Raw genomic sequence first — 611 nt, forward strand, 5'->3', positions numbered from 1 at the left:
ATATTGCTGAGTTTGTTGAAGCTAAGGTGCGCTCGGTTAAGCGCTTCACCGTTGACCAGGTTTGCCTGCTGGCAGTCATGGACAATTGAACGAATTTTAGCAACCAGCTCAATAAGCTCTGGTTTTTCGTTTAGCGCTGCAACATTGGTATGTGTCGCTATTCTTTGGTCGGTACTTTTAAGTTGTTCAACCAGTACCACTTTCTCTTTCGCAATGCGTTCAATTTCGCTCGACTTCCTGCTAGTAATGGCACTCTTTTCCGAACTCAATAGTTCAGAGAGAGCTTGGGCGCTTTGAAGGTGAAAATTAACTAAATCTGCGAGTGCCGCCATGTAAAAACCTAATAAAGCTTAAAGTCAGATGAACGCGAAACGAGCTTATAGGCCTTTAAGCTCGTTTTCGAATTTGATCATGTTGTCTGCCAGTTTTTCTGGGTCGACAGTGTATGAGCCGTTCGCGATAGCGTCTTTGATCGCTGCGACTTTGACGTGGTCAAAGCCTGGTTGTGCAGCCATGTCTTGATGCATTTGACCAATTGCCTTGCTTTGTTGGCTTAAAGAAACCGCATCTTTGCTTGCGGGCTTTGCCGATACATCAGAACTCGACGCTTG

The 611-nt window shown here is 45.3% G+C and carries 2 protein-coding genes; both read right to left on the reverse strand.

Annotated elements, in window-relative coordinates; genetic code table 11:
- The coding region (flgN, locus tag KIV40_RS28920) for a flagellar export chaperone FlgN (RefSeq protein ID WP_285352665.1) at positions 1 to 332 on the reverse strand (332 nt) is incomplete at its 3' end.
- A 45-nt stretch (positions 333 to 377) separates the two neighbouring features.
- On the reverse strand, positions 378 to 611 hold a 234-nt coding region (flgM, locus tag KIV40_RS28925; RefSeq protein ID WP_285352666.1), incomplete at its 5' end, for a flagellar biosynthesis anti-sigma factor FlgM.

It is taken from the genome of Vibrio sp. D173a (assembly GCF_030248475.1).